Origin of the sequence: Labilibaculum sp. (assembly GCF_963664555.1) — a bacterium.
Classification (GTDB): domain Bacteria; phylum Bacteroidota; class Bacteroidia; order Bacteroidales; family Marinifilaceae; genus Labilibaculum.
Genome location: NZ_OY761461.1, coordinates 1,300,091 through 1,320,677, shown reverse-complemented (window position 1 = coordinate 1,320,677; position 20,587 = coordinate 1,300,091). Strand labels below are relative to the sequence as shown.

Annotated in this window: 12 protein-coding genes; 5 read left to right on the top strand and 7 right to left on the bottom strand. The window is 38.2% G+C overall.

What is annotated here, in order from left to right; translation table 11 throughout:
- The first annotated feature begins 16 nt into the window (after positions 1-16).
- Positions 17-475 carry a CYTH domain-containing protein gene (locus tag ACKU4N_RS05335; protein ID WP_321321306.1) on the top strand — a complete coding sequence of 153 codons (459 nt, stop codon included), beginning with the start codon at positions 17-19 and terminating at the stop codon, positions 473-475.
- Here the strand turns inward: ACKU4N_RS05335 and ACKU4N_RS05330 are convergent.
- Positions 446-3,556, bottom strand: coding sequence for a serine hydrolase domain-containing protein (locus ACKU4N_RS05330; protein ID WP_321321304.1), 3,111 nt, complete (start codon positions 3,554-3,556; stop codon positions 446-448). The genes ACKU4N_RS05335 and ACKU4N_RS05330 overlap by 30 nt on opposite strands.
- A gap of 470 nt (positions 3,557-4,026) precedes the next feature.
- On the opposite strand from ACKU4N_RS05330, the gene ACKU4N_RS05325 reads away from it, so the two are divergent.
- Positions 4,027-4,569 (top strand): DUF4468 domain-containing protein, encoded by a 543-nt coding sequence (locus tag ACKU4N_RS05325; protein ID WP_321321302.1) that lies wholly within the window; start codon positions 4,027-4,029, stop codon positions 4,567-4,569.
- A 10-nt stretch (positions 4,570-4,579) separates the two neighbouring features.
- Here ACKU4N_RS05325 and ACKU4N_RS05320 read toward each other — a convergent pair whose 3' ends face one another.
- Genes ACKU4N_RS05320 through ACKU4N_RS05305 form a run of 4 tightly spaced genes read right to left on the bottom strand, consistent with a single transcriptional unit; the run spans position 4,580 to position 11,320 of the window.
- The gene (locus tag ACKU4N_RS05320; RefSeq protein ID WP_321321300.1) at positions 4,580-5,740 is read right to left on the bottom strand and encodes a cysteine desulfurase family protein; all 1,161 of its coding nucleotides are present in this window, start codon (positions 5,738-5,740) and stop codon (positions 4,580-4,582) included.
- Between the two features lie 14 nt (positions 5,741-5,754).
- The gene (locus ACKU4N_RS05315) at positions 5,755-7,701 is read right to left on the bottom strand and encodes an OmpA family protein (protein WP_321321298.1); all 1,947 of its coding nucleotides are present in this window, start codon (positions 7,699-7,701) and stop codon (positions 5,755-5,757) included.
- 45 nt (positions 7,702-7,746) lie between these two features.
- Positions 7,747-10,617, bottom strand: a complete 2,871-nt coding sequence (locus tag ACKU4N_RS05310; RefSeq protein WP_321321296.1) for a PD-(D/E)XK nuclease family protein — start codon at positions 10,615-10,617, stop codon at positions 7,747-7,749.
- A 34-nt stretch (positions 10,618-10,651) separates the two neighbouring features.
- The gene (locus ACKU4N_RS05305) at positions 10,652-11,320 is read right to left on the bottom strand and encodes a YiiX/YebB-like N1pC/P60 family cysteine hydrolase (protein WP_321321294.1); all 669 of its coding nucleotides are present in this window, start codon (positions 11,318-11,320) and stop codon (positions 10,652-10,654) included.
- 248 nt (positions 11,321-11,568) lie between these two features.
- Between ACKU4N_RS05305 and ACKU4N_RS05300 the strand changes: the two genes are divergently transcribed.
- From ACKU4N_RS05300 to ACKU4N_RS05290, 3 genes are all read left to right on the top strand, one after another.
- Positions 11,569-14,424, top strand: coding sequence for a 2-oxoglutarate dehydrogenase E1 component (locus ACKU4N_RS05300; RefSeq protein WP_321321292.1), 2,856 nt, complete (start codon positions 11,569-11,571; stop codon positions 14,422-14,424).
- Between the two features lie 73 nt (positions 14,425-14,497).
- Positions 14,498-15,742: a 2-oxoglutarate dehydrogenase complex dihydrolipoyllysine-residue succinyltransferase gene (gene odhB, locus ACKU4N_RS05295; RefSeq protein ID WP_321321290.1), complete on the top strand. Its 1,245-nt coding sequence runs from the start codon at positions 14,498-14,500 to the stop codon at positions 15,740-15,742.
- A 284-nt stretch (positions 15,743-16,026) separates the two neighbouring features.
- Complete coding sequence (locus tag ACKU4N_RS05290; protein WP_321321288.1) at positions 16,027-17,286, top strand: Nramp family divalent metal transporter; 1,260 nt, start codon at positions 16,027-16,029, stop codon at positions 17,284-17,286.
- A 159-nt stretch (positions 17,287-17,445) separates the two neighbouring features.
- Here the strand turns inward: ACKU4N_RS05290 and tnpA are convergent, their stop codons facing one another.
- Both tnpA and ACKU4N_RS05280 read right to left on the bottom strand, forming a co-directional pair.
- On the bottom strand, positions 17,446-17,895 hold the full coding sequence (gene tnpA, locus ACKU4N_RS05285) for an IS200/IS605 family transposase (protein ID WP_321321286.1): 450 nt from the start codon (positions 17,893-17,895) through the stop codon (positions 17,446-17,448).
- Positions 17,896-18,202: 307 nt separating this feature from the next.
- Positions 18,203-18,937, bottom strand: a complete 735-nt coding sequence (locus tag ACKU4N_RS05280; RefSeq protein ID WP_321321285.1) for a DUF6261 family protein — start codon at positions 18,935-18,937, stop codon at positions 18,203-18,205.
- Positions 18,938-20,587 lie beyond the last annotated feature (1,650 nt).

Genomic DNA, 20,587 nt, shown 5'->3' with positions numbered 1-20,587 from the left:
CAATTCTCAACAGAATATGCCATTAGAAATAGAACGAAAGTTCCTGATAAAATCAAATTTATTGGATCTCCCACAAGAAGGAAAAAAACTTATTCAAGGATACATTTGGAGTGATCCGGATAAAAGTTTACGAATTAGAATTGCGGGAGATCAGTCTTTTTTAACCATCAAGACCGGCAATAATCCTTTGAGCAGATCTGAATTTGAATACAAGATTCCGATGAAAGATGCTCAGGATCTTTTAGTTCTTTGTGATTCGAAGATTGAAAAAACCCGATTTGTGATTTCTCAAAATAATTTATTCTGGGAAATAGATGTATTTGAAGGCGACAATAAGGGTTTAATTGTAGCCGAAATTGAGCTTAAATCCGAAAATGAAAACTTTGAACTACCACAATGGATTGATCGGGAAGTCACAAATGAAAGTAAATATTTAAATGTAGAACTAATAAAACATCCCTTTTCCAAATGGTGAAAAAGGCAAGCTTTTGAATTCAGGATCAGCTTTTTCGTCTTTAATTATTGACTTATATATTTGCTCCTGTATTTTAGTTCTCACATCCATTTCCATCAGTTTGGTATTCGACTCATCAGGGCAAATTCGGTTCGACAGAAAAATATAAAGCAAATTATACTTTGGATCAATCCAAATCATGGTTCCAGTAAAACCAGTATGACCATAACTTAAATCGGAAGCCTCACTGCATGTTGGTCCTCCCCTTTCGTCAGTATCATAAAAAGGTTTATCAAATCCAATTCCTCTTCTATTTTCAGAATCTGGGTAGGCCCGTGCAGTAAATCGATTCATCGTTTCAGCACTTATGTAGGTTTCACCGCCATAAGTTCCTTCCTGAAGATACATCTGTGCTAATTTTGCCAGATCACCTGCATTTCCAAACATTCCTGCATGTCCAGAAACGCCTCCAAGCATTGCTGCTGTTGGATCGTGCACATAAGCTTTAAGCCATTGTTTTCGAAAAAACTTATCATCTTGTGTTGGCACAATTCGATCGGCACTAAAACGTTTCAACGGATGATACCCCAGACTGGAGGCTCCAAGCATATCGTACAAATGTCTTTTCACATAGCTTTCCAAACACTCGCCCGAAATCTCCTTAACCATTTCTCCCATCATTATAAAACCAAGATCGCTGTATTTATAACCATTTGATTCTCTATATTCTGTTGCCAATATCTGATTGATTATTGTATCGTGATAACCTTTACGAATAAACAGGTTATTCGCAATCTGAACCGGGTACTCCTCTGAATTTTGATTGGAAAAAATTCCCTTTCTAAATCTATAATTTCGATCCAGATACAATTTATCAGCCATTTTTAGGCTGTAACGTTTCGAATAAGTACGACTAAACAAATCACCATCGAAACTTGCCGAATCAACAGCCTCCCAATGGAATGGCTTGTAACTCAACAATCTTGATTCGTGAGCTAAAATTTTCTTTAAAATAAGAGTATCCTTATTTGTGCCTTTGGCTTTTGAAAAATATTCTCCCAATGCGTGATCCACATTAATCCACCCTTCATCACATAACTGCATTAGTGCCGGAAGTGTAGCCGTAATCTTTGTTAGTGATGCTAAATCGTAAATGTCAGGATTACGAACCTCAACATTGTCATTGTAAGTATGATGACCGTATGATTTGTGAAATACAACTTTCCCCTTTCTAGCTATCAGGATTTGACAGCCCGGGCTTGCTTTTTTTTTGATTGCATCATTTACAATTGAATCAATGACATTCAATTTAAGAGTATTTAATCCTGCTTGTTCGGGCAAAGAAAAACCCAGACGATTGTGTTGGGTTTCAAAACCCGTTCCAACTGGAAAGTGTCCATTAACTGTAACCGGTAATCGTCCCTGAGAGGCCAAACCTCCAAAAATAATTTGCGCAGAAGCCATCTGAGTTTCTATATTGTCCTCATACGAGACCAAAATCCCTTTTAACCGATCAGTCCCTTCGTATAAATCCAAACCATAAGGATTTGCAAACAAATCAAAAACCACTTTTTTACTTTTTGAAAGCTCAGAAAGAAACTCAATGGTTTGACTTGTAATTCCAAATTTCTTTGATGCCCGAAGATCACTATCATGCTTACTTACAATCACCAAATTGTATTTATCAAGCTTTTTCAATAATTGATAATAACTTTCGATCGAAGCGTTTTTCCCGATCTGGAAAAAATCTATATCTGAATACCTGCTAAGATATTCCTGAAATCTGTTCCGGATGGGGACACCCATGGCAACAGAGGCAATTTTTAGGGTATCCAACCGTTTTAACGGCAATAATTGATCATCATTTTTCACTAAAGTAATTGCTTTTTCAGCCAACCTCCGTCTTAAAATAAATCCTTGCTGTGTATTTAATCCAGACCAAAGTTTATTCTGATCAATTGGTTTGTACTTATTCAAAATGAGCCAATGTTTTGCCTTTAAAACCTTTAAACACTTCCGGTTGATATCATCCCAGGAAATCTCCCCTCTTTTCAGAGCCAACTTAATCTCCTTTATAGCTATTGCAACATCTTCAGTAAAAAGAAGAACATCATTGCCGGCAATCAATGCCTTAGCATCAACAACTCCTTTTGGATAAAATTTACGAACTCCCTGCATATTTAACGCATCCGTAAATATCAAACCGTTAAAACCCATTTCGTCTTTTAGCAATTGAGAAACGATAGGCCGGGAAAGTGTCGCCACCTTTTGCAGAGAATCAAGTGCCGGCACATTTAGATGAGAAACCATAATTCCCCCTAAACCATTATTTATTAAAGAACGAAATGGAAACAATTCAATAGAATCAATTCTTTCAATAGGATAATCTACCAAAGGAAGATCAAAATGTGAATCTGTTTCAGTATCTCCATGACCCGGAAAATGTTTGCCTACAGCAATAATTCCTGATTTCTGCATTCCTGAAGCAAAAGCATAGGATTTGTTGGTTACATTGCAGCGATCCTCGCCGAAAGAACGGCTATTTATTACTGGATTTTTCGGATTATTATTCACATCCATTACAGGTGAAAAATTCACATGAACACCAAGCCTGTTACACTCCTTACCAATCTGTTTCCCCAGCTGAAAAATCAATTCATTATCCTGAATTGCCCCCAGCATAATTTGCCTTGGATAACTTATTGTTTGTTTTAACCTGGCTCCCAATCCAATTTCTGCATCCATTCCAATCCAAAGAGGAACTTTTGCCATACCTTGATACTTATTTGTTAACTCGGCTTGCTTCCCCGGTTCTCCTTGAAAAAATATAATTCCTCCAATTTGATATTTGCTCACTAAGCCGGCAATTCGCTCCGACTCTTCATTGCCTTTATTGGAGTATGCTGCAATCATAAACAATTGAGCGATTCTCTCTTCATCACTTAAAGTCGACAGAATGGAATCTGCCCAGATATTGGGTTGAGACAATCTATCAACTAACCTATCTTCCTCCAAAGAAATATTTTGTGCCGAGACAAAAAAATTATTTCCAAGTAAAATAAGAATAATAAACAATCTGTTCAGAGAATATATATGTGTCATAAAAATCTTTCTTTGGCAATAAAACTGTGTAGTGTAACAAAATTAGACATACCTCGTCAATTAACGGAATGATTCATCACTTAAAATGAAAGATTGATAAATTATTTAGGAGAGAATAAGTATAATAAAATAAAAAAGGGGCCAAGCCCCTCTTTTAATTACTAACAACTAAAACCATACTTAAAACTTAAAAAGAATTGAAACTAATCAAGTCAAATATGAAAATTGAAGGAGTTTAAACCTTCACTACACAAGTAAAAATATCGTAATAGGGGTAATAAAGCAAGTGTCAAATGTGCCATTTTCTTTATTGTGAACATAACTATGAAGACTTATTTATCTGATTACCCGCAAACAATGGTTTACAAATTAATTACAAGGGAAACTATTCGTTTTGAAAAATCAATAAAAAGGATTAAATTAAAAATTGAGATCAAACCTGATAGTATGTTCAATTTAAACAACCCTTTATGAAAAAAATCGTCCTTATTCTACTGTCCTTGACTTTCAGTTCATTCATGATTGCCCAACAGACTGAAAAAATCAATTTATTTCTGGATGATGATGGAAATGTTAGTTTGGAAACAAAATATCTGCAAACAGCAACAATAAGCCAACAATTTCAAAATTGGATTTCCTCATTTCCTGAAAATGTAAATGGTGAGATCATATCCATTAATTCAAATTCAAGAGAATTTTGTTACAAAGGTTGTGTTCCTATTTTTTTAAGCGAAAAACCTTCCGTTTTCCAGACTGAAATGCATTTCACACTTTCAATTCACAGTGAGGAAAACCAAATAATTGCTGCCATTAAAGACATCTACTATCAATCCTATCCAGAGTATGGAAAACAAGGAACTCCGTCTATAATTTCTTATCCTAAAGATTGGTACTCTAAAGCAAAATTGCGCAAAAAAACAGGGAAACTACCTTGGCTAAATAGATTAGTTAAAGAAAACACTATTTCTAAATCTGAAGAATTATTGGCTAGTGGAGATGAGTTTTTCAAATAATTAAATTGTTTTACCTGAAGTTGCTTTTCTTTTGATTGGCATCTCTACGTAAACTTTTAATCACCTCAATGATTTCATTTGAGGCTAAATCGATTTCAGTTTTAGTGGTATATCGGCCAACAGAAAGGCGAATTGTGCCCATTGCATATTCCAAAGGAACTTTCATCGCATCCAATGTAGCTGAAACACTTACACAATCAGTATGACATGCTGCACCTGCTGATGCTGCCACATTTTTCAACCGATTTAAAATCTGATGTACCTGCAGGTTTTTGAATGACACACTTAAGGTATTTGGCAAACAAAAATCGACACTTCCATTAAACTGAACATCTGAAAGTTGAGACAAGTTCCTACGTAAAATCCGAATCAAATTCATTTCATGTCTCATTCGTTTGTCTTCCTCCTCCATGGCCAATTCGGCTGCTTTTCCTAAACCAACAATTTCCAATACATTTTCGGTTCCCGCCCGCAAATTCCGTTCATGATCTGCACCATGGATCAATTTCTGCAATTTAATTCCCTTTCGAATATACAAAGCACCAATTCCCTTCGGCCCATAGAATTTATGACCTGCAAGAGTCAGTAAATCAACACCCAATTCCTGAACATTAACAGGCACTTTACCAACTGCCTGAGCACAATCAGAATGGACAATGATGTTGTTCTGCTTCGCCAATTCCGCAATTTCAGAAATAGGCTGTAAAGTTCCCACCTCATTATTTGCATACATAACCGAAATCAAAATGGTTTCAGGTCGAATGGCATTTTTCACATCTGACAATTGTACACGTCCTGTTCCATCAACCGGCAAATAGGTAACTTCAAAACCTTGTGTCTCCAAGAATTTACAAACCTCCGTAACTGCCGGATGCTCGATAGAAGAAGTGATAATATGTCTGCCTTTATCTTGATTAGCAAATACATACCCTTTTAATGCATAATTATTCGACTCAGAACCACCACTGGTGAATATCAATTCGTCAGAATCACAATTCAGCAATGAAGCTACTTGTTTTCTTGCCTTATCAACTGCCTCTTTGCATTGCCGCCCATAAAAATGAGAACTCGACGGATTGCCAAAAAAACCTTTTAAGTAAGGGATCATGGCATCAGCAACTTCCGGTGCGACAGGTGTAGTGGCATTGTAATCAAGATATATTGGTTTCATTTGCTGGTTATTATTTATTGATTTTCAACAACTTTAAATTCAGTTCTTCTATTTAAACTTCGGCCCTCTTCCGTCTCATTATCTGCAATAGGATACAAAGCACCATATCCTTTAAAGCTTAATCGTGTTTCATCTATTCCTTTTATAATTAAATAATCGCAAACCGCCTTTGCCCGGTTATTGGATAGCTTCAAATTGTAATTTTCAGTTCCGGTGTCATCGGTATGACCGGCAATTTCAATTTTTAATTTAGGATAAGTTAACAACAAATTATACAAACGAGTCAATTCAATTTCAGATTTCGACAAAATATCCCAGGAGTCGATATCAAAAAACACATTCCTAAGCACAATTTCTTTTCCTTTTTCAATCCGATCCAAATGAATATTTAACTGTTGCGGATTCAGTTTTTCCTGATCATTCAACATTTCAAAATGCTTTGAATAAAAAAGATAATCATCGGCCTCAGCAGAAAAAATATATTCTCTATCCGAAGGCAAACAAAGCAAATAGCTTCCATCTGTCTGATCTGATTTAATCTGAGTAATTGTATCATTACTCATCAAATCAATCAATAAAAGCGAAGCTGCCACGGGATTTTTGGATTTAGCATCCAGCACATTCCCTTTTAACCATGACACAGACTGAGGCTGCAGATTGCCAGGCATCACAAAACTAAAAATATCCTTCCCTTTGCCTTTTAAGCGATTTGAAGAAAAATAAGCCTTATTTCCTTTTGCATTAATCACCAATCCAATTTCATCGTTAAATGTATTTATTGGGTAACCTAAATTTTCAGGATCACTCCATTTCCCATCGCTATCCCGTTCAGTCTTAAACAAATCATATCCACCCATTCCAGTCAAACCATCCGAAGAAAAAACCAAATACTGATTTCCTGCGTGAATAAACGGCGACATTTCATTATCTGTTGTATTAATAGAAAGGTTCGCCGGCTGTGTCCATCTTTGCTTTCCATCTTTCAGAGTTTCAATCAATCTGGAATGCCAAATGTCCATTTTTCCTTTTCCTGATTTTCGATTGCTCACAAAATACAATTCCCGTCCGTCAGCACATATACTTGGCTGAGCTTCCCAATCTTTTGAATTAATTGGTTTCCCAACATTTATCGGTTCCGACCATACATTTCCCTCCTTAACGGAATAATAAATATCGCATCGGCCATATCCGCCGGCCCGATCGCAAGCCGTAAAATACATGTATTTACCATCTGCCGTAATACTTTGTGCCCCTTCGTTTTTTTCCGTATTAATAACTAAGGATAATGGTTCCGCCGGCATCCATAAGCTATCGTTTCGTTGAGATGCATAAAAATCTTCCTGTCTTTTGATTTTTACCTCCGCGCCCTCTTTTTCCCCTGATAACAATCGGGTAAATACCAGCAATTTCTCATCGGCAGTAAGGCTGGGCCAATACTCATCAAATTCGGAATTCACATTCCCACCAAGGTTTACCGGTTTAAAATCGACTGGGTTTGCAATCGACTTAATCGCAAACCGGCATGTTTCCAATCTTTTTTGCGCCAAAATCTGATTTCTGCCTGAATTGTTTGGGAGAGCCAGAAAATCTTGATATTTCGTTAATGCCTTTTGATATTCACCCATCTTCAGGTAAGCATTCCCCAGATTAAAATGCACATTTGAAAAAAAATCGCCATCAATATTTATTGCACCCAGATAGGCTTCAATTTCGAGTTCAGTCTTGCCCATTTCGTGCAAAACATCAGCTTTAAAAAGCCATGCTTCAATAAAATCGGGGCTTTGTTCAATTGCACCATCTAAATATTTCAGAGCTTCAGAATTATCCATCTGCCGATAAGCCTCCGAAGCCATCTCATAATTTTTGATGGCTTTTTTTGACTTGATGCTGTATTTTTTTTGTGCATTGGAAGCAAATCCAATCAACAAGCAAAACATTAGTATAATAACTGATCGATACATTTTATTGATATTTTTCCATTCCAAAAGTACAAAATGAGCCACAACTTATCGATGGCAAATTTCGGCATACACACAAGTTCGGCAAATATCTTTGTTTTCCACCTGCGAAAAAGGAATATCCTGATTAAAAATCTCTTCCAGTAATTCTTGTAAGCCTTCAACAAATTCGGCTTTAAATATTCCGTAATCACCAACACGAACGGCATTTCCGCGTCCTTCTTTTTGTGCTAAAGTACAATCAAATCCATCATTAAAAAACTCTTTCAGACTGTATATTCCAGGTGAAATGGGCAGGCCTGGATTGTATTTCCCATCATAAAACAAACAATAAAGTAAAGTCTGAAATGCAGCTTTATTGTTATTCTTTCCTTCCTTTTCGAAAAGAGAAGCAATATCCTTAAAAGTTAAATCAGCCTTGCCGGTTTTGTAATCTAAAATTCGAATGGTATCTCCCAATTGGTCAACCCGATCAATCAACCCGCTAATATTTACAAATCGGTTAGCCTGCTCCCCTATTGGCAGTTGAATATTATATTTTTCTTCTAGTGAAACGACTTCAAAAGGCGCAAATTTCTGATCCAAAATCAATATCCGGTCAATGAACTTCTTCAAAATATCAAAAACAAGCAAATTCCTTCCTCCAATCTCCATTGGCTGATCATTTTTCAGCTGAAAGTAGATGCTTCGAAAAGCATCCTTTAAAACCTGATCCAGTAAAACTTTGTTTTTCCGCAAGCCCTCCAAATCTTCTTTCCGAATTGTTTTGCCACTAAAAGGCTTGTACAATTCTTCCAAAACCGAGTGAAACAAATTACCAAAAGTTGGCGGATCAATCTCTTCCAAAACCACATCGGGTTCTTTTAAACCAGCTAAATATTTAAAATAAAAGCTCAGACTGCAATTCATATAAGTATTTAAGGCCGACGGCGAAAAACTCTTTATCCCATCACCACAATACCCGCTTAGGTAGGTTTGAATTCGCTCGTTTTTAGCCACGCTAATCGGCTTGGTTTCCTGCAAAGAAATATTGTAGGACGGACTGTTCTCAACAATCTCAAAATCTGATTCGTATTTCAGCTGATACAAAAAACGACTCATTTCACCAGTGCGAATCCCGTCACTTTGAGTGCTGTACAACAATTTAAGATCTTCAACACGCTGAATCAACCGGTAAAAATAGTAAGCGAAAATCGCATCCTGATGGTCGATTGTCGGCATTCCAAAGCCTTTACGCAAATGATAGGGAACAAAAGAATTTGCAGCTCCTGTTTTAGGCAATTTCCCTTCGTTCATCGAAAGAACGACAATCTTTTTGAAATCGAGCAATCGTGTTTCCAAAATTCCCATTACCTGCAAACCTGCCAAAGGTTCTCCTTCGAATGGAATACTCAGACTTTGTATCATTTTATCCAGAATCTTATAAAAAGTATCCTGCTTTAAGTCAATTTTGTGTTGATTCAATAGAGAATTCAGTCGTTTTATGGCCAAAAACAAATGATAGATGTATTCCTGTTCAATTTTATCCACTAAAGTTTTTTCCTCATCAGTGGTTTCTAATTTCTGATAAATCCCCTGAAGCAATTCCAGCAGATATATTGAAAATTGCCCGACACTGCTAACCGGCGAAAAAAGTCTTTCCAATACCGGATCACCCTTAATCAACCTTTGTGGAACTTCAATTCTATTGGTTGTGAGAATATCCTGTGTTATGGAATGTGCCAGTTCAGGATTCACAGAATTCAAATATTGGTGGTTCAAAAGAGCCAATACCTGTTTGTGATGAAACGATACATCGTCATTGGACTTTTTCACACTCTTTTGCAAATCGATCACCAAACGCAGCAAACTGGCAACAGGTGTATTTTTGGCAGGATATCCCATGGTCACATTCACATTCTTTGCAATTTTAGGAATGGAATGCAATACCGGAAGAAGTAAATCCTCATCAGCCAAAACAATAGCAGTTTCCTCTAAGGCATCCTGTGAATTCCTGCAGAATTCTTCAACCACAGCATGAGCGTATTTTGCCTGCCCTACTTCCGACGAAAGCGAAACAAATTCAACCTTTGTTTGATTATTTTTTATATTATCAAAACGAATATTGGATTTTGGCGCCGGAAACCGTTTGATATTTTCGCGTAGGAACAAACCTGCTTCATGGTAAGGATTCTGGAGATAGGATTCATCGTAATCCCAATAAAAATCTGCTTTATCCTGCTTTTTCAATTCATCAAACAAATTTTGTTCGCAACGGTTTAATGCATTAAAACCTATGAAAATAATTCTATCTTCTTTGATTTCAATCTCCCCCGATTCAAGCTTATCCACCAATTTTCGGGAAGCCATTCCCTCATAAGCCAATCCTTCTGCTTCCAATTGATTTCTAAAATCGGAATAAATAGGATGCAGATTTTCCCAAAGCTTCACAAACTCCTTCTGGTGCTCTGAATACTTCTCGGGACGAAAAGAACTCCAAAACGACTGAATGGCTGCTATCTGTTCTTCCGTTAAGTAATCAAACAGGTTATCAATCTCTTTTTCTTCCGCTAAATTCTGAAACAAATGCTTTGCATTCACCCGGTACTTGTCCAAATCGTCGAAATCGCCCAAAAGCATTTCTCCCCAATGGTAAAACTCATCGAAACTTTCCGAGACATCCATTTTTTGAATGTAAATTTTATACAATCGGAAAAGCAAACCCAGATTATCCTCGGTCTGCAACTGAGAATGAGTTTTAAAAAAATCATTAATAGTCAAAATCCTGGGTGCCCAAACTGGTTGTTCAATCAGTTCATTTAAATACTTTGAAAAAAATAAACCTGCACGGCGATTTGGAAATACCAACATGCAATTGGATAAATTACTGCCATATTTTTCGTACAGCTCGCTGGTCAATTCGCGTAAGAATGAGTTCATTGTTTAAGTAAGATTTGAGATGAAAGATGTGAGATTATTGCCGCAAGTAGGAAAATACAATCTCGATATTCGGAGACCCGTGCATCCCATTGGGATTCAAACCTGGTTTTCCTTCCGGGATATCCACACCTAATTTTTTGTAATATTCAACCCAAAACGGAAGAAAATTTCCCGTTTTAGAGTCTTTAAAAGTCATTGGATTTAATTGAAATACTTCGATTGAATCCTGGGTATCTGAAAATATTTCATAAATCAGTTCAGAGCAATAGTAAGTTGAGTCTCCCATGATGTAAATATCATCGTATGGTTTTCCGATTAACTGTTTCCCTGCATCAAGCGCTTTATTAATTAATGCACTAAATTCAGGTTTTAGCCTTCCCACCTCAACTTTTGGTTTTTGGTCAGCAGTAGTGCTTCGCTTCAAAAAAATATTGAGTTTGGTGTAGGTAACTCCTTTTGAGATCGCTTCCAAAACCAAGGTGTCACCATTCGAATTCACATCAACAATCCCAACATGCGAAAAGCTCAAATGTTCTTCTCCGCCAGTTACTGATTCTATCGCATCTGAAATTGAATCAGAATCGAGATCCTGAAAAAGAAGATCACCTTTTTCGAGAGCAAACCGAGGTTTTTTTTGTAAATTATGACAGGCTGTGAATTGAGCACCAAGCACTAAAGCAACCAAAATACGAAGAAAATACATCTATGAGATTTTACATGTTTACCTTAAAAAAACTAAAGTAATCCGAACGGGCATCAAATAAAAGAATTGTGCTGTTTATTTTCAGTAATGTTAAGCCAAAACATCTTATAGAAAAACTCTATATGGATATCTGTAAAAAAAATGATCTTTTTATCTTTTATTCGTTTTTGATATCATCATAAGCTTTAAAAATTAATACATTTGTTTAAGTTACAACGATAATAAGACTAAGTACAACGAATAATTATATGGATAAATTTAGCTTTTTGGGCAATAGCGAAATCGAATACATCGACCAACTTTACCAATCCTATAAAAATGATCCTGAATCTGTTGAAGAAAGCTGGAGACGATTTTTTCAGGGATTTGATTTTGCAACAGCCAAATTCCCAATTAAGGAACAAGCGGCCAACGAAAATATTCCTGCCACAAATTCGATGAGCAAAGAATTCAACGTTATGAATTTAATACAAGCCTATCGGCAGCGTGGACATCTTTTTACCAAAACAAATCCGGTTCGAACCCGTCGAAAATATTTTCCAACACTCGACATTGAAAACTTCGATTTATCAGAATCGGATTTGGAAACTGTTTTCCACGCTGGAACTGAAATAGGTTTAGGTGCTTCCAAATTAAAAGATATTGTTTCCCATCTGCAGGAAACTTATTGCAAATCAGTAGGTGCAGAATATGTTTTTGTTCGCCATCCTCAAATGATGAAATGGCTGCAAAACAAGATGGAAGGCACTAAAAACACGCCGAATTTTAACGACGAGCAACGCAAACACATCTACTATCATTTAAAGCTTGCCGTTGGTTTCGAAAACTATATCCATAAAAAATTTGTCGGTCAAAAACGCTTTTCCCTTGAAGGAACAGAAACCTTGATTCCTGCTTTGGATGCCATGATTGAACGTGGTGCTGAACTTGGTGTTCAGGAATTCATTTTCGGGATGGCTCACCGGGGAAGATTAAATGTATTAGCCAATATCTTAGAGAAACCTTACGCCAATATTTTCAAAGAATTTATGGGCGAAGAGTTCGAAGAAGACATTGCTTTGGGTGATGTAAAATATCACTTGGGATATGGAAATACGGTAAAAACAGATGATGAAAGTAAAGTAAAGCTCCATTTAGCGCCAAACCCTTCCCATTTGGAAACTGTTGGTGCAGTTGTTGAAGGAATTTCACGCTCGAAAATTGATAACGACTACGCCGGCGATCAGGACAAATTGGTTCCTGTTGTAATTCATGGAGATGCGGCTATTGCAGCCCAGGGAATTGTATACGAAACAATTCAAATGTCGCAGTTAACCGGATATAAAACCGGAGGTACCATCCATTTGGTCATCAATAATCAGGTAGGTTTCACAACCAATTACCTGGATGCCCGATCCAGTACTTACTGTACCGATGTTGCAAAGGTTACCCGTTCTCCTGTATTTCATGTAAATGGTGATGATGTGGAAGCTTTGATTTTCACGATCAAGCTGGCTATGGAATACCGTCAGGAATTTAACTCTGATGTTTTTATAGATATTCTTTCGTATCGAAAATTTGGTCATAACGAAGGTGATGAACCCCGTTTCACGCAACCAATTTTGTACAAAGAAATCGCCAAGCATAAAAATCCAAGAGATATTTATGCCGATTTCCTTATTGGAAAAGGAATTTATACCAAAGAAGAAATTGCAACAATTAATTCCGATTACAACAAACTTTTAGATAAAGATTTTGAATTATCGAAAACATTTAAAAAAGTAATTATACAGCCTTTTCTAGAGGATTATTACAGCAACATCCGATATTCAACAAAGGAAGATTTTGAATCTTCTCCTAAAACAGGAGTTGCAAAAACAACTTTGCTTGAGCTGGCCGAAAACATTACCAATTTGCCCGGTGATCTTACTTTCTTCAAAAAGATTGGAAAGTTAATGGCTGATCGCAAAAACATGGTCAAAAATGATGAATTGGATTGGGCCATGGGAGAACTTCTTGCCTATGCCAGTCTGCTGGAAGAAGGAAACAGTGTTCGTGTAAGCGGACAGGATTCAGAAAGAGGTACATTTTCGCACCGACATGCGGCTTTAGTAATTGATAACTCAGACGAGAAATATTTCCCGTTAAAAAATATCAGCGGTAAACAGGCTCCTTTTCACATTTACAACTCTTCGCTTAGCGAATATGGCGTGCTTGGATTTGAATACGGATACGCTTTGGCACATCCTTCCGGTCTAACCATTTGGGAAGCTCAGTTCGGTGATTTCCACAATGTAGCTCAGGCGGTTATCGACCAATACATTAGTGCTGCAGAAGACAAATGGGGAATTAAAAATGGTTTGGTAATGTATTTGCCTCATGGATATGAAGGTCAGGGAGCAGAGCATTCGAGTGCAAGAATGGAGCGATTCCTTACGCTTTGTGCCAACAACAACATGCAGATTACCAATCCAACAACACCAGCCAACTTGTTTCATATGCTTCGCAGACAAGTAAAGCGTGATATACGGGTTCCGTTGATTTGCTTTACACCAAAAAGCTTACTTCGTCATGCAAAATGTGTTTCGAAAATTGAAGATATGGCCATAGGTCAGTTTCAGGAAGTGATTGACGACAACAATATAATTGCTGAGGAAGTTCGCCGTGTTGTTTTCTGTTCCGGAAAGATCTATTACGATTTACTGGCCCGGAAAGAAGAATTATTTGCTCAGGATATTGCTCTGATTCGAATGGAACAGCTGTATCCATTCCCTGATAAACAAGTTGATCAAATTTTAAATCGATATCCAAATGCCCTTCTTCATTTGTGGGTTCAGGAAGAACCTGAAAATATGGGAGCCTGGCAGTTTGTCAACTACAAATTTAAAAACAAAGAGGTTAAATTGGTTCCTGTAGCACGCCAGGCCAGTGGTAGTCCTGCAACCGGATTGACTAAAATTCATTTGGCAGGGCAAAATGAAATAATAAATAAAGTATTTCGAAAATGCAATTGCGATCGAAAACTGAAATATTGCGGATTGCAATGTGTGGAAGGCAGCTCTCATGCAGACATCCTCGTTCAGCACGAATATTTCGAAGAAAAGAAAAGTAAGTTAATCATGTAAGAATAGATGTGAGAGTTGAGATAAGAGAGTTCAGACAAAAAACTCATTCACCTAATTCACAAAATCAAAAACAATGATCGAAATTAAAATACCTAGTCCCGGAGAATCCATTTCCGAAGTAGAAATAGCCAACTGGTTTGTGTCAGATGGTGACATCGTTGAAAAGGATCAGGAAATTGCAGAAATTGAGTCGGATAAAGCCACTCTGACTCTTATTGCAGATGAAGGTGGTAAAATTCAGATTATGGCGCAGGAAGGCGACACAGTTGCTGTTGGATCGGTTGCCTGCAGCATAGACACAAGTTTTGCCGGAGAAGCATCTGCTTCCTCTGCTCCTAAAGAGGCTAAAAAAGAAGCTCCTGCTGAAAAGACAGCTCCAGTAGTTGTGGCCGAATCCAAAACAATCAATTCTGACAACTACAAAGAGGTTAAGATTTCTCCCGTTGCGAAAAAACTGATGGAAGAAAATCACCTTTCGGTGGATGATGTTATTGCAGGCATTCAGAGATTGTCGAAAAAAGACATTCAGGCAGTGGTCGACAATGCAGGCACTCAGGCAGCAATTCCAGCACAAAGCAAAAGCATTTCGAGAGAAGCGAAACGCACAAAAATGACCAACCTTCGGAAGAAGTTGGCAGCTCGTTTGGTTGCTGTTAAGAATGAAACGGCCATGCTGACTACTTTTAATGAAGTAGACATGACTGCGGTAATGGCATTGCGAAGCAAGTATCAAAAGAAATTTGTGGAAACCCACGGCATCAAACTGGGCTTTATGTCCTTCTTTACCAAGGCTGCTTCGGAGGCTTTACAACTTCATCCTGCCGTAAATTCGATGATGGATGGTGAGGAGATTGTTACTCCTGAATATGCAGATATTGCTATTGCGGTGCAAACACCAAAAGGATTGATGGTTCCGGTTATCCGCAACACCGAAACCTTAGGTTTAGCCGATATAGAAAAGGAATTGATGAATTTAGCCAACAAGGCACGTTCGGGTAAAATTAGTCTGGATGAAATGACTGGCGGCACTTTTACCATTACCAATGGCGGTGTGTTTGGTTCGCTGTTAAGTACTCCAATTATCAATCCGCCTCAATCGGGTATTTTGGGCATGCACAATATTGTTGAGCGGCCAGTTGCTGTAAACGGTAAGGTAGAAATTCGTCCCATGATGTACATCGCCCTATCCTACGATCACCGGGTGATTGATGGGAAAGATTCGGTCGGATTTTTAGTGAAGATTAAAGAAATGATTGAGAATCCTCAAAAAATGATGTTCACAGGCAAAGACCCGGATTCATTGTTATTGGAAATATAATCTCCCGATTGCAATCTCTCAAAACAAAATCCATACAAAAGGTGTCCGAAAAGTTCAGGTGTATTGTCATCTTAAGCGTGTCGAAGAATCTTTATTTTTGAATAACAGATGTTTCAACTTCGCTCAACATGACCTTTCCAAATGAAACTTTACTTTTCGGATACCTCTTTGCATTTCGCAAAAAACTCTGCCATCCTAATCCGATCAGGAATTGAACATTCATTCTAAAATAGCTTTCAGCCCTGGAATCATTGTATCAACTTCCTTTTTTAACACAACAAATCATGTTTAAAACATTAAAGAATATTGACAAGAAGGGGTACGAGCCCCAATACGGTGGATTGGATATATTCAAATACATTGGTCCCGGTTTATTGGTGACTGTCGGCTTCATTGATCCGGGCAACTGGGCTTCGAACCTTGCTGCGGGAGCAGACTATGGTTATGCGCTGTTGTGGATGGTGAGTCTTTCTACCATCATGTTGATATTTCTGCAGCACAATGTAGCACATCTGGGGATTGCAACAGGACTCTGTCTCTCAGAAGCTACCATGATTTATATCAAACCAACTTATTCAAAGTTGATTCTTTCATCGGCTATGCTGGCTTCTGTTTCAACCTCCCTGGCCGAAATACTGGGAGGAGCTATCGCCTTAAACATGCTGTTTGATTTGCCCATACGGGCCGGAGCTTTGCTGGTCACTATATTTGTACTAATTATGCTGTATACCAATGCATACCGAATGATCGAAAAATGGATTATTGCATTTGTATCGGTTATTGGCCTGTCGTTTTTTTATGAACTGTCGCTGGTAGATATTGACTGGAACAGTGCCATGACAGGCTGGGTAACTCCAAGCTTCCCGAAAGGTTCGATGATTGTAATCATGAGCGTTTTAGGAGCGGTTGTAATGCCACACAACCTGTTTCTTCATTCCGAAATTATTCAAAGCCGGCAATGGAACCTAAAAGACGACAAAATCATAAAAAAGCAGTTGAAATTTGAGTTTCTGGATACCTTTATCTCGATGATTATAGGCTGGGCAATAAACAGTGCTATGATTTTATTGGCGGCAGCCACCTTTTTTAAAACAAAAACTCCGGTCACCGAACTCGAACAGGCAAATCATTTATTGGCGCCTCTTTTGGGTGAGCACGCCGCTGTAGTTTTTGCTGTAGCTCTTTTATTTGCAGGACTGGCATCCACCATTACATCAGGAATGGCTGCAGGATCAATATTTGCAGGTATGTTTAAAGAACCCTACGATATTAAAGACAATCATTCCCGCCTGGGCGTGGCTCTTTCTCTGCTGCTTGCATTGGCAATTATCTATTTTATATCCAATCCTTTTCAGGGATTAATTATTTCGCAGATGATATTGAGTATTCAATTGCCGTTCACCATTTTTGCGCAGGTGTACCTAACCTCTTCGTCGAAAGTAATGGGCAAATACAAAAACTCGAACCTATCGAAATACACCCTTTATACCATGGGAGGCATCATCACAATACTGAATATTGCGCTTTTTATCAGCTTTCTGTAAATACAAAAGAGCGATGATTGTAGTGATCATCGCTCTTTCTTTTTTATATTCTAAAACATTGCCCTTTCATCGGTTCACTCTTCCTAACAAAACGCCGACGGCGATTAAAACCGCCCTTAGCTTTTGGAAACCTGCTGGATACTGTGGTGAAATACACGTTCAATTCCAGAAATAATTGTCATCATATTCGATGACATCAAATTTCCGCATAAAATCGTCTACCTCTTCTTTGTAACTCGCTGAGTGATGATGTTCTTTCTGTCGCTCAATATACTTTTCAACAGTTTTTACCGCCGAGCTGCTAACCGAAAATGCCCCGTAACCAATTTGCCAGGTAAATTCCTCCACACCATTTACCTTCATCCACTTCGAGCTCTCCTTCTTTACCTCTTCCACAACTTTAGCAAGAGCATAATTTTTTGATAATCGGAATAAGATATGAATGTGATCGGGAACAGAATTTATTTTTAAGGCCGGACTCTCCACTTTTTTAAGAATACCTGCGATGTAGGCATGCAGTCTGGCCTCCAGATGTTCCGACAGTAGTGCTTGTCTTCCTTTTGTTCCGAATGTTAGGTGAACATAGAGTTGTGATAGTGATTGTCCCATTTTATTTATCTTTTATCTTGGGACGATGTCCCAAGTTATGGTGTATCAGCCCTTCAGGCTGATGATTGACTGCTTCGGTATATCAGGGACGAGCCCCATGTAATCCTAGGGACGATGTCCCTAGTTATGGTGTATCAGCCCTTCAGGCTGATGAATAAAACAGGCTGAAGGCCTGACAGATCATAGAATGGGGCATCGTCCCATGATTCCCCGCGTTTGAAAATAACAGCCTGAAGGGCTGACAGAAAAAAACAATAAAAAAACCACCCCAAACGGAGTAGTTTTTCATTTCATTCATTCAACCGATTTACTCCTGAGTAGGTATCTCCTCCTCCACTGTTTTAGCCGCACGGGCAACAATCACAGCATTGTATTTTTCAATGATACTATTGCTATGTTTAATCATATCGGTATAAGTTCCGACTTCGCCAATGGTAGCATATGCGTTAACACGATTGCTCAGCACCCGGTACGCTTCCGTAATTTCCTTGCGCAGATCAACCAGTTTTATTTCTGATGATTCGGCATCTTCTTTAGCACGACTCATATAATCGGAATTGAATTGTGTATTTCCGCTTCCCAATTCACTCACCCAATCGCTAAGGCCTAATTTATTGATGGCAGCAACATACACTTCATTTCTTTTCCATTCTTCAAGAATAGAATTGATGGTAGCCGTTTCGCCCTGATAATTTTGCTTGCCTATGCCCGATCCATACTTCTTTAAGCATGCAGCAAGTACATTGGCAGCATTCTTTGTTTCTGCGTCGAAATGAAAAGTATATGCATCGATTAAAGACTGGATGCCAAGAATCGCATTGTCGCGGCGGGCATCATCCACCTGCAGGGTTTTTGTAATGACACTCCCCTTATCGGGTTTGTACAATACAAACATTGTTGCCAACAAAGCCGATAGCTCATTGGTCTGGGTCTTTAGCTTAAGCGCTTCAAGATCACTCCCGCTTATAATTTCCAGAAAATTGGTAATAAACTGAATGAATTCGTTGTGACGCAAGCTCGTCAAATGAATAGAATCGAACATAAATACTAATTTTAATTTAACATCGAAGTATTGAAGTTATCATTTTTTTAAGATAAACAAAAGAAAATCTATTTTTTTTAACAATCTCACAGTCTACCATATGTAAGCAATAAGCCTGATACTTATCAATCCGAATAAAAACCAATACCGAAGTAGTACAGCACAAAAACAGGGCGAAAGCTTAGTTCTGCGGGCAACAAAGAATCTCCAACTTGAGAAAGCTTCCTGCTGAGGGCAGGAAACTTTCTCAAGCATTTTTTTTCTTCCTGCCGTGGGCAGGAAGCTTTCTCAAGCTTGTGGAAACCTCCCGACATGAGCAGGAAGCTTTCACCGGCATGTGGCATTCTGAAACTCTGTGAATGGTACGAATTGTGCCTTGAGGAGCTCCCTTTTTGTTCCCGAATTCGGGATCAATACAATATCAGTCATAACCTTAGCATGAACTTGTTGATCCAAGTCTTTTTGAATCCATCGGATTCTAATGTTTATAGATATATATTCTGCAAATGAATACGACTCCTTCGGAGCCGAACTCTTATTAATAGGGTGTTTGTCTATAAACATACAATCCCGATGGGATTGACATCTTTGTATTTTGAGGGTCTCACTTTTTGTTCCCGGATTATCCGGGATCAATACAATATAAGTCATAGCCTGAGCATGAACTTGTTGATCCAAGTCTTTTTGAATCCATCGGATTCTAATGTTTATAGATATATATTCTGCAAATGAATACGACTCCTTCGGAGTCGAACTCTTATTAATAGGGTGTTTGTCTATAAACATACAATCCCGATGGGATTAACATCTTTGTATTTTGAGGGTCTCACTTTTTGTTCCCGGATTATCCGGGATCAATACAATATCAGTCATAACCTTAGCATGAACTTGTTGATCCAAGTCTTTTTGAATCCATCGGATTCTAATGTTTATAGATATATATTCTGCAAATGAATACGACTCCTTCGGAGCCGAACTCTTATTAATAGGGTGTTTGTCTATAAACATACAATCCCGATGGGATTGACACCATCTGATTCTAAGGGTCTCACTTTTTTCATTCCGTTTCTCAGAATCAGTAAATAACATACGACTAGTAAGAGCATGACCGCGCAGAAATAGTTGCAGGCCTTTATTGTTTTTCAGGCTGAAGGCCTGACACATCTGAGCTTGGGGCAACGCCCCGAGAAATTAGCGACATGATGAATATTGGTTGATTAATGCTCCCATACCCGCATCGGCGGGTTAAGGATTGCAGTGGAAACCCCGCAGGTTTGCCTGAGGTACGAAGGCTAGCCGAGGAGTTGCAACGGAAAGCCTGACCTGAAAGGGAACCCCCAAATAATTAATAATGGGGAATTAATAATTGGTAATGAAACAGGTAGGATCATGCCATGGCGTGACCGGGAAAATACCTGACCCAAAGGGGAACCCCAAAATAATTAATAATTGGGAATTACTAATGGGTAATGGCGTGACCGAAATCCCCTGAAAATGCAATACCGAAACCGAAAATACGACGGAAAATAATTGGGAATTAATAAGGTATAATGAAACAGGTAGGGTAATGCCATGGCGTGACCGAAAATCACGCATAAAAAAAACACATCAAACAAAACGCTGACGGGTTTCTGCAATAAAAAAGACCTG